Here is a 9,497-nt window from a genome sequence, read left to right on the forward strand (position 1 = left end):
GCTTTGGAGGCGTTCGGCGCTAGATCGGGGCCAGGGGCCAGCTATGTAGAACCGATCGACACAGTCGTCGAACCCCCTGACCCTGGAACGCCGTGCCGTCGGGAACACGGTTATACCGACTCACGCCGCACGTCCACCCATGAGTCTCTCGCTCGACGCCGACCAGCTCGACCGGTACTCCAGACACGTGATCATGGACGAGGTCGGCCCGGAGGGCCAAAAGCGGCTCCTCGAGGCGAACGCGCTCGTGGTCGGAGCGGGTGGGCTCGGCGCGCCGGTCATCCAGTACCTCGCCGCCGCCGGCGTCGGCACGCTCGGGGTCGTCGACGACGACGTGGTCGAGCGCTCGAACCTCCAGCGGCAGGTGATCCACGGCGACGCCGACGTGGGCGAGTCGAAGGTCGAGTCGGCGGCCCGGTACGTCGACCGGCTCAACCCCGACATCGACGTGACGACCCACGAGACGCGGCTCGACGAGGAGAACGCCCGCGACCTGCTCGCGGAGTACGACCTCGTCGTCGACTGCGCCGACAACTTCCGGACCCGATACGTCGTCAACGACGCGGCCCGGATCGAGGGGCTCCCCGTCGTCCACGGCGCCATCTACAAGTTCGAGGGGCAGGCGACGACGCTCGTTCCCGGGGGACCCTGTTACCGGTGCCTGTTCCCGGAGGCCCCCGAGCCCGGGACGGTGCCCGACTGCGCGGCGACGGGCGTGCTCGGCGTGCTCCCCGGAACGGTCGGCTGCATTCAGGCGACCGAGGCGATCAAGCTCCTGATCGACGCGGGCGAGCCGCTCGAGGGGCGCGTGCTCTTCTACGACGCGATGGACATGACCTTCGAGTCCGTTCCGTATCGGCGCAACCCCGACTGTCCGGTGTGTGGCGAGGACGGCATCGAGACGATCGAGGGGATCGACTACTCGGGCGGCTGCCGCGTCGACGCGGACTGACCGCGCCGCGAGCGGCTCACAGCGATCGGTTCGGCACCGCCGCCCCCGCGGCCCCACCGGTCCCGTCGTCGACGAAGCCGGAACGAACGCACCAGCGACAGAACTGGTAGCCGGTCCGGTTTTTCGCGCCGCAGTGGCGGCAGACGACCGTCTCTCCGTCCGCGTCGAGCGGCGGCGGATCGCCGGTCGGGGTCGAATCTTCCGGGAGCGTCTCAAAGCCCGCGGCCCCGTCGCCGGACGGCTCCGGATCGGCTTTCGCCTCCTCGGGGACCTCGCGCGCCGACCCGAGGAAGTCCGCCGGGTCGCGGTCCGTGCGCGTGAACAGCCACGCGAACGCGAGGTTGATCAGGGCCACCGCGCCAAGGATCGCGACGAGCGGGGCGATTTCTGCTACAGTCATATGATGTGTGTTAGCACGCAAAGAATATAGGGGCAACGGTGGTGAGCGGAGCGAGACGCGTTCCCCGGTCACTTTATGGACGCCCGTCGAAGGCGGAGGCGTATGAAGGAGACAGTCCACACCGACGCCGCCCCCGCGGCGGTCGGCGCGTACAGCCAGGCGACGACGAACGGTGACCTCGTGTTCACGGCCGGGCAGATCCCGTTGACGCCGGACGGCGAACTCCTCGCCGACGCGCCGATCGGCGTACAGACCGAGCAGGTGCTCGACAACCTCGTGGCCGTGCTCGACGAGGCGGGTGCGGCGCCCTCGGACGTGCTCAAAACGACCGTCTTCCTCGCCGACATCGACGACTTCGACGAGATGAACGAGACGTACGCGGGCTACTTCGAGGCGTCGCCGCCCGCCCGGTCGGCGGTGCAGGCCGGTGCGCTTCCGAAGGGCGTCGGCGTGGAGATCGAAGCCGTCGCCGTCGTCGAGTAGATGGCCGACGACTCCGCCGAGGGGACCGCTGACCGACCCGGCGTTCCGGCGACCCCTCGGGCGCGGGTGCGGTCCGCGGCCCTGTGGGGGCTCGTCGGCGGGTTCGCGTTCCTCGTGCTCGCGCAGGGGTACCTGCTCGTCATCGGCGGTCTCCCGGTCGGATACGTCGGACTGTTCGTGCTCGCTGGGGGGATCGCCGTCGCGTCCGGCGGGATCGCGTACGCCGTCGAACACCGGCTCCACGCGAAAAGAAGGACTTAACAGTCCCACCGGATTAACTCAGACCGAGCCAGGATGGCCGAGTGGTAAGGCGCACGCCTGGAAAGCGTGTTCCCTTCTGGGATCGGGGGTTCAAATCCCTCTCCTGGCGTTTCTGATGTCATCGCCCTCGTAGCCTCGCCTAGCGATGCGGTTCGGCGGCGCCGTCGACGTTTCTACACACCGACACAAGACTCATATGTATGGGTAGTGTTGTCACGGGTGACGATGCCAGACACGAAATCAGGTCGCGAGCAGAAGGGACGGAACAAGCGCCGGCAGTTGGAGAGTCACCTCAACCGACGCGAGCTCGACGCCGCCGACGAACCACCGGAACCGACGATCGACGAGGTCGACTCGGAGTACCTCACCGACGCCGACGAATTGGATCGGTGACCGCTCGCGGCCGACCCCGCTTCTCCGTTCTCGTTCGGTAACTCGCTCGACGGACCACCGGCGGATCCCGACAGCGACGCCCGACCGCAGGTCTGGCGACGCCTGATGACCGCTCCAGCGACGGCCAACCACGATCGAGCGACGCCACCGGTGGCGACGCACGCACAACGCGTCCCAGGAAAGCGTTCGCCGTTCGGGGAACTCCTCGAAGTCAGGGGCCCGGCAGAGACATATATAAACACACCAGATGAGGCCCTTCGATCGGATCGAAGTCCCGTGCTAACTATACACATAAACGATACCCGATAGCCGCAGTGTACTGCGGTTTTTCTACCACGCCGGCGGGCTGCCGCGGTTCCAGACGAACACCAGTCAACAACACATTTATATAGAATCACAATCAATCAAACGGTGTATGAGCCAGCGAATGCAGCAGGGTCAGCCGATGATCATCATGGGCGACGACGCCCAGCGCGTCAAGGACAAGGACGCACAGGAGTACAACATCTCCGCGGCGCGCGGCGTCGCCGAGTCCGTACGCTCGACGCTCGGGCCGAAAGGGATGGACAAGATGCTCGTCGACTCGATGGGCGACGTCACCATCACGAACGACGGCGTCACCATCCTGCAGACGATGGACATCGACAACCCGACCGCCGAGATGATCGTCGAAGTCGCCGAGACGCAGGAGGACGAGGCCGGCGACGGAACGACGAGCGCAGTCGCTATCGCGGGCGAGCTCCTCAAGAACGCCGAGGATCTCCTCGAACAGGACATCCACCCGACAGCCGTCATCAAGGGGTTCAACCTCGCGAGCGAGTACGCCCGCGAGCAGGTCGACGAGGTCGCCACGGAGGTCGACGCCGACGACACCGAGACCCTGAAGAGCGTCGCCGAGACGTCGATGACCGGCAAGGGCGCGGAGCTTGACAAGGACGTGCTCGCCGACCTCGTCGTCCGCGCCATCCAGGGCGTCACCGTCGAGGCCGACGACGGCTCGCACGTCGTCGACCTGGCGAACCTGAACATCGAGACGCGCACCGGACGCGCGGCCGGCGAGTCCCGGCTGCTCTCCGGCGCCGTCGTCGACAAAGACCCGGTCCACGAGGACATGCCGACCGACTTCGAGGCGGCCGACGTGCTCCTGCTCAACGACCCGATCGAGGTCGAGGAGGCCGACGTTGACACCTCCGTCAACGTCGACTCCCCCGACCAGCTCCAGCGCTTCCTCGATCAGGAGGAAGAGCAGCTCCGCGAGAAGGTCGACAAAATCGTCGAGTCGGGCGCCGACGTGGTCTTCTGTCAGAAGGGGATCGACGACCTCGCCCAGCACTACCTCGCGAAGGAGGGCATCCTCGCCGTCCGTCGGACGAAGAAGTCCGACCTCAGCTTCCTCAAGAACGTGCTCGGCGCACCGATCGTCAGCGACCTCGACTCGCTCACCGCCGACGACCTCGCGGTCGGGTCGATCACCCGCGACACCGAGGAGGAGCTGTTCTACGTCGAGGGTGAGGACGCCCACGGCGTCACGCTCCTTCTGTACGGCACCACCGAGCACGTCGTCGACGAGCTCGAACGCGGCATTCAGGACGCCATCGACGTGGTCTCGACGACCGTCTCCGACGGGCGCACGCTCCCCGGTGGCGGCGCCGTCGAGGTCGAGCTCGCCAGCCGGCTGCGCAACTACGCCGACTCCGTCGACGGCCGCGAGCAGCTCGCCGTCGAGGCGTTCGCCGACTCGCTCGAACTGATCCCGCGCGTGCTCGCCGAGAACGCCGGGCTCGACGCCATCGATCTGCTCGTCGACCTCCGCGCGGCCCACGAGGCCGGCGACACCGACGCCGGGCTCAACGTCTTCTCCGGCGAGGTCGAGAACACGACCGAGGCCGGCGTCGTCGAGACGGCCCACGCCAAGGAGCAGGCGATCGCCTCCGCCGCCGAAGCGGCGAACCTCGTCCTGAAAATCGACGATATCATCTCCGCGGGCGACCTCTCGACCGGCGGCGACGACGACGAGGGCGGCGCCCCCGCCGGCGGCATGGGCGGCATGGGCGGCATGGGCGGTGCGATGTAAGCGAGGTTCCGAACGAACCACCTCCCGGCCGCGAATCGCCCGTTTAACTACGCACGCTCGCGTTCCCCCATTCCAATTTTTTGAACCCCGTCCGAAGAGCTGCGGCGCTCGCCGGTCGATCGTCGCGGCCAACGGGCCGGTAAACCCGAAGCAGCACTGCCGCTAGGCAACTGATAAACGGAGGAGATCGAGGGCGGCGGCCCGTTACTTGCCCTGTCGGTCGTTTCCGGTGACGCTCGGGCGGGTCTTCTCCGTACCCTTCCCGCGCGTGCGCTGGCCGCGACCCTTGGTGCCGGCGGAGGTGAGGCCGCGGAAGGCGCGCCCCTTGTGGTCGTCCGAGGTGATCCACCCGAGGTCGTCGTCGTTCTCGATTGCGGGGTGGTTCGGGTCGACCAGAATCACTTCGTGCCACTTCTGGGAGCCGTCCTCACCGACCCAGTAGGAGTTGAGCACGCGGAGGTTCCGGTACTTGCGCGACGCGCGCTCCTCCGAGATGCGCTGGATCGATTTGCGGCGCGAGAGGCGGTTGACGCCCTGGCGCTTCGAGCGGCGACCCGCCTTGAAGCGCTGCTTGCGGGAGCCGCCCTTGCGGACGCTCACGCGGGCGACGACGACGCCCTGCTTCGCCTTGTAGCCCAGCTCACGGGCCTTGTCCAGGCGGGTGGGGCGCTCGATGCGCTCGATGGCGCCCTCGTCGCGCCACTCCTGTTTGCGCTGCCACTGTAGCTCTGCCAGTTTCCCCTCCTTGGGGGACCGCCACGCCTCCTTGATGTGCGAGTAGAAGCTTCGTGCCATATGTTGTCCGCGGACGGTTGCGATTCAGCCGCGAAGCGGCCACATGTCGTCTCGTCCCGGGGTGCGGCGTCGACAGCGACATCGAACCGGCCCCGGCGGCGAGTGCCCGCTGTGTCCGCACCAGCGAGTTGTCCGTAATTCCCGCGGTTCCCCCTTAACCGCTTCGCTACGGCGTTCGCGTGGGTGACGGTGGCACCCGTGGTCGGGAACGGAGAGGAGTCCGTCCGAAGATCCCACACGTCGCGGCGCTACTCCGAGGCCGGCCCGTAACGATCAGTGTCTAGATCCGCCGTGTCGGGATGAGCCTGGATCCGGTTCGCGAAGTCGGGGTCATCGTCGGTCACGACGGGTTCGTCGAGTGCGATAGCTCCCACTCCGCGTCGTCGACGCCGACGCGCTCGTGCTCCGACCCGGCCTGTCTCGCCGCAGAGCTCGCAGTCCCGGTGGTCACCGCGCATCGGTCACGATGATGAGATCGCGTCTCGCGGTCGGCGCTGCGTAGTGCCGTCGCTCGGCGGTCGAGGCGTGGCGGAGCGCGATAAAGAAAAGCCGCGAAGGAGTCGACCCGTGAGGGCCGATAGTTAGCGAGTGTGGTGAATCGCTGCTGCGTTACTCGTTACGCCGCGTCGCGAGGAGCGCAGCCGCGATGAGGGCGACGAGCGCGACGAACAAGACGCCACGATTCAGAACCATCATGGCTGTCGTCGGTGTCGTTGATGGGGAGCAGGTCAGTCGCATCGTCGCCAAAGCGGAGAGATTCCGTGCGTGTAGCTCAGCAGCATGATCGTGATGAGGTGTGCCGACAGCGATCAGCGTCGCCAAGGGAAACCGCCTTCTCTCGGCGCGACCGAAACGATTAGACCGTCCGCGCGCATAGGCCGACGTGGGCATCCCCGCTCCCGCACGCGACCGGGCACCGATCAAGTAGGGTCTTCGCCCGGTCGTCTGCGGTCAGTTTTCGGCGTCGATCTGCACCACTCTCCGGAGCGACGGCGACGGGAGCCGACGATGACGACCGGAGGTCTCTCGCCGAGCCGCGACACCGACGGGCGTTCGGAGCGGCTGCCGGCGGCTCGGTCCGAGCGAGTATTCCCCAGAGACTCCCCGAATAAGAACGCTCTTGTGAATCCGGGGTGGACGGAGCGGTATGCCCAAGATAAGCGTCGAGATCCCGGGCGAGCTGCTCGAGGACCTCGACGACCACGTCGGCGACGAGGGGAAGTTCGTGAACCGCAGCGACGCCGTCCGCGCGTCGATCCGCAAGACGCTCGACGTACTCGACGAGATCGACGCCCGACACGATCGGCTCGACGACGGGGACGAAACCGATCGCGGCGACGACGGGAGCGATGAGTAGCCGGACGGACGGGCGCGCCGGGACCGGCGGGACCCGCGGCCCGTTCGCGGCCGACCCCCTCGACCGCTCCGCGGTGGCCGCGGTCGGGCTGATCACGCTGTTCGTGGTCGCCCTGGCGACCGCGCAGCTCACCGCCGCGAAGGTGATCGCCCTGCCGCTCCCGGTCGCGCTCCCGGTGGTCGGCCCCGAGATCACGCTGCCGGGCGCCGCGCTCGCGTACGCGCTGACGTTCCTCGCGTCCGACTGCTACGCCGAGCTGTACGGCCGCCGCGCCACGCAGGTGGTCGTCAACGTCGCCTTCCTCGCGAACTTCCTCGTGCTCGCGCTGGTCTGGTCGACGCTCGCCGCGCCGGGCGTGAACCCCGAGGTCGCCGCCGCCTTCGAGACCGCGCTGGGTCCCGCGGCCAACGTCGTCGCCGGCAGCCTGCTCGCGTACGTCGTGAGCCAGAACTGGGACGTGTTCGTCTTCCACGCGATCCGCGACCGCACCGGCCGCAGCATGCTGTGGCTGCGCAACGTTGCCTCGACCGCCAGCAGCCAAGCCATCGACACCGCGATCTTCGTCGGCGTCGCGTTCTATCTCGCTCCGACGCTGCTCGGCGTCGGCAGCCCGCTCCCGGGGAGCGTCCTCCTCGCGCTCGGGCTCGGCCAGTACCTCCTCAAGCTCGCGATCGCCGTCCTCGACACCCCGATCGTCTACCTCGTCGTCGGGGCGGTACGGGAGTAGCGGGTTCCGGCTCCGTTCTCCACGTTCCTACGCTCTTTCTCCGCCCTCGTTTCACACCACCGCGAGCGCCCGCGCGGGCGACGCCGGCAGGTCCGCGGACACGCGCTCGAACGACTCGCCGGCGTCGCGGGTCCGGTAGAGCCCCTCGTTGTGTACCGCCCAGACCACCCCGTCCGCTCGCCCGCTCGCGAGGACCGCCCGGTAGGTCCCCTCGCCGGTCGGGATCCCTCGACCGTCGAGCCGCTCGAAGCGGGGAGCCGAGCCGGACGCGGTGCGCCGGTAGAGGTACGCCTCGCCGCGTCGGTGCGCCGCCGTGGCGCCGGTGGCCGCACTCACGATGGCCGTCTCCGGGTCCCCCGGATCGACCGCTACCCCCCAGGCGTACCCGTGGTCGAGCCCGCGGTCGACGACCCGCCACGACTCTCCCCGGTCGTCGCTCTCCGCGAACCCGTCGCCCGCGGCCGCGTACACCCGGTCCGGCGCGTCCGGGTGCGTCGCGAGCGCGTGGGAGTCCCGACGCGACCCCTCGGGGCGCTCCGTCCACGTCTCGCCGGCGTCAGGGGTGGCGACCAGCGCGCCGGCCTCGATCCCCACGAACCACCGAGCCGGATCGGCCGGACACGGCTCGATCCACCTGACGTGGTGAGTGTCGGGGCGGGGCGGAAACGACCACTCGGGCGCTGACGGAACGGCTGTCAGCCCGCCGACTCGCTCGGCGGTTCGTCCGCCGTCCGTCGACCGATACACTCGGGAGGGTTCGGTACCGATCCAGACGGTCGCGGGATCGTGCGGGCTCGTCGCGATCGCGGTGACCGCCTCGGGTCCGGCCCCATCCGGCCCGAGGCTCTCGCTCGCGACGCGCTCGAAGGACTCGCCCCCGTCGGTCGAGCGGAACAGCCCCGCGTCGAACGTCCCGGCGAGTACCCGGGCGTCGGCGACGTCTTCCGAGGGAGTGTCCTCGCCGCCCGAACCGACCGAGAGGCACTCGACGCTCCGGTCCGCCAGCCGGAGCGACGCCGATCCCGTCTCCGGATCGACGAGACGGAGCCCGTCGTCGTACCCCACGTAGACGCGCGCGTTCATGGCGTAGCGTTCGACGTGCGGCGGCAAAAGCCTTCGACGGGCGCAAGAGACTTATCCGACGCACCCATGTGAACAGTACGCATGGATCTCCGCGTACAGGGGGATGTCCCCCCCGACCCGTTTCTCGGCGCCGCCGACCTGTTCGAGACCGAGTGCTCCCTCGACGACCCGGTCCACGTGAAGGTGCGCGAGGACCCCGACGAGCGGACCTGGGCCGGCCACTACGACGGCTACCACGTCCTGAACGTCTCGAAGCGCGCCGCCACCAGCGCGATGGCCCGCGAGCTCGCCGTCCACGAGCTCTCGCATATGGCCCGCTACGAGGAGGGCCACGCCTCGCACGTCCAGTCGACGGAGGAGGCGCTGTACCTCGGGCTCTCCGGCGAGCAGGTGGAGCGCCGCAAGCTCGCCCACTGCTACCAGATCGCGAACCACATGAAGGACATCTACGCCGACGACATCACGCTCTCCGTCGCACCCGCGGACAAACTCCTCGGCTTCCTCGAGTCGACCCTCGCGGCCGCGGTCGCCGACCGCCCCGAGGTCTCGCGGGACGGCACCCAGCCGGTCACGGGCGGCGCGGACCCGGAGATAACTGCGGTCAACGCCGCGTTCGCGCTCGCCTTGGTCGAGCGCCACGACATCGCCGGTCCGGGCCACCGCATCTACGACCTCGCGCGCGCGGCCGGGAGCGACACCGACGCGGTCGACGTCGACGCGTTCAAGCGTCGGTTCCTCGACCTCGGTCCCGATCCCTCCGAGAGCGACTACCGGAAGGCCCTCGTGGCGGCCGCTCGCGCGTACGCCGTTTAAACCCGCGAGAAGAGCCGGTTTCGGATCGAGCCTGACGAGCGACGAGTCGGCAGGGCACGACGGTCCTTTATAACCAAGAATGCGGTCGGCGCGCGCCTCCGAGTGGCCGATAGGCCGCGAGGAGCGCGTGCGAGGGACGCCGCGAGCGCTTTCAAGCGC

Annotated in this window: 11 protein-coding genes and 1 tRNA gene; 9 read left to right on the top strand and 3 right to left on the bottom strand. The window is 68.6% G+C overall.

Annotation, left to right across the window (positions count from 1 at the left end; all coding sequences use genetic code 11):
- Nucleotides 1–139 precede the first annotated feature (139 nt).
- Nucleotides 140–952, top strand: coding sequence for an SAMP-activating enzyme E1 (gene ubaA, locus DJ69_RS12165; protein ID WP_099255850.1), 813 nt, complete (start codon nucleotides 140–142; stop codon nucleotides 950–952).
- Between the two features lie 16 nt (nucleotides 953–968).
- Here ubaA and DJ69_RS12170 read toward each other — a convergent pair whose 3' ends face one another.
- Nucleotides 969–1,352 (bottom strand): DUF7577 domain-containing protein, encoded by a 384-nt coding sequence (locus DJ69_RS12170; RefSeq protein ID WP_099255851.1) that lies wholly within the window; start codon nucleotides 1,350–1,352, stop codon nucleotides 969–971.
- A 102-nt stretch (nucleotides 1,353–1,454) separates the two neighbouring features.
- Here DJ69_RS12170 and DJ69_RS12175 point away from each other — a divergent pair, with 102 nt between their 5' ends.
- The 5 genes from DJ69_RS12175 (at nucleotide 1,455) to thsB (ending at nucleotide 4,563) form a co-directional block, all read left to right on the top strand.
- Entirely contained in the window at nucleotides 1,455–1,835 is a 381-nt protein-coding gene (locus DJ69_RS12175; protein WP_099255852.1) for a Rid family detoxifying hydrolase, read from the top strand.
- The gene (locus tag DJ69_RS12180; RefSeq protein WP_099255853.1) at nucleotides 1,836–2,096 is read left to right on the top strand and encodes a hypothetical protein; all 261 of its coding nucleotides are present in this window, start codon (nucleotides 1,836–1,838) and stop codon (nucleotides 2,094–2,096) included.
- A gap of 27 nt (nucleotides 2,097–2,123) precedes the next feature.
- Nucleotides 2,124–2,205: transfer RNA gene (locus DJ69_RS12185), tRNA-Ser, on the top strand.
- A 116-nt stretch (nucleotides 2,206–2,321) separates the two neighbouring features.
- Nucleotides 2,322–2,489, top strand: coding sequence for a hypothetical protein (locus tag DJ69_RS18450; protein WP_180271810.1), 168 nt, complete (start codon nucleotides 2,322–2,324; stop codon nucleotides 2,487–2,489).
- Nucleotides 2,490–2,916: 427 nt separating this feature from the next.
- Nucleotides 2,917–4,563: a thermosome subunit beta gene (thsB, locus tag DJ69_RS12190; RefSeq protein ID WP_099255858.1), complete on the top strand. Its 1,647-nt coding sequence runs from the start codon at nucleotides 2,917–2,919 to the stop codon at nucleotides 4,561–4,563.
- A gap of 204 nt (nucleotides 4,564–4,767) precedes the next feature.
- Here thsB and DJ69_RS12195 read toward each other — a convergent pair whose 3' ends face one another.
- Nucleotides 4,768–5,358: a 50S ribosomal protein L15e gene (locus DJ69_RS12195; protein ID WP_004049324.1), complete on the bottom strand. Its 591-nt coding sequence runs from the start codon at nucleotides 5,356–5,358 to the stop codon at nucleotides 4,768–4,770.
- A gap of 1,147 nt (nucleotides 5,359–6,505) precedes the next feature.
- On the opposite strand from DJ69_RS12195, the gene DJ69_RS12200 reads away from it, so the two are divergent.
- Together DJ69_RS12200 and DJ69_RS12205 are read left to right on the top strand one after the other, a co-directional pair.
- On the top strand, nucleotides 6,506–6,715 hold the full coding sequence (locus DJ69_RS12200; protein ID WP_099255854.1) for a ribbon-helix-helix domain-containing protein: 210 nt from the start codon (nucleotides 6,506–6,508) through the stop codon (nucleotides 6,713–6,715).
- Complete coding sequence (locus DJ69_RS12205; RefSeq protein WP_099255855.1) at nucleotides 6,708–7,442, top strand: queuosine precursor transporter; 735 nt, start codon at nucleotides 6,708–6,710, stop codon at nucleotides 7,440–7,442. The genes DJ69_RS12200 and DJ69_RS12205 overlap by 8 nt, the downstream gene beginning before the upstream one ends.
- A gap of 51 nt (nucleotides 7,443–7,493) precedes the next feature.
- On the opposite strand, the gene DJ69_RS12210 is transcribed toward DJ69_RS12205, so the two are convergent.
- Nucleotides 7,494–8,525, bottom strand: coding sequence for a WD40/YVTN/BNR-like repeat-containing protein (locus DJ69_RS12210; protein WP_099255856.1), 1,032 nt, complete (start codon nucleotides 8,523–8,525; stop codon nucleotides 7,494–7,496).
- 81 nt (nucleotides 8,526–8,606) lie between these two features.
- On the opposite strand from DJ69_RS12210, the gene DJ69_RS12215 reads away from it, so the two are divergent.
- Nucleotides 8,607–9,338, top strand: a complete 732-nt coding sequence (locus DJ69_RS12215; protein ID WP_099255857.1) for a DUF5781 family protein — start codon at nucleotides 8,607–8,609, stop codon at nucleotides 9,336–9,338.
- Nucleotides 9,339–9,497 lie beyond the last annotated feature (159 nt).

The organism is Halorubrum persicum (genome assembly GCF_002727125.1).
GTDB classification, from domain to species: domain Archaea; phylum Halobacteriota; class Halobacteria; order Halobacteriales; family Haloferacaceae; genus Halorubrum; species Halorubrum persicum.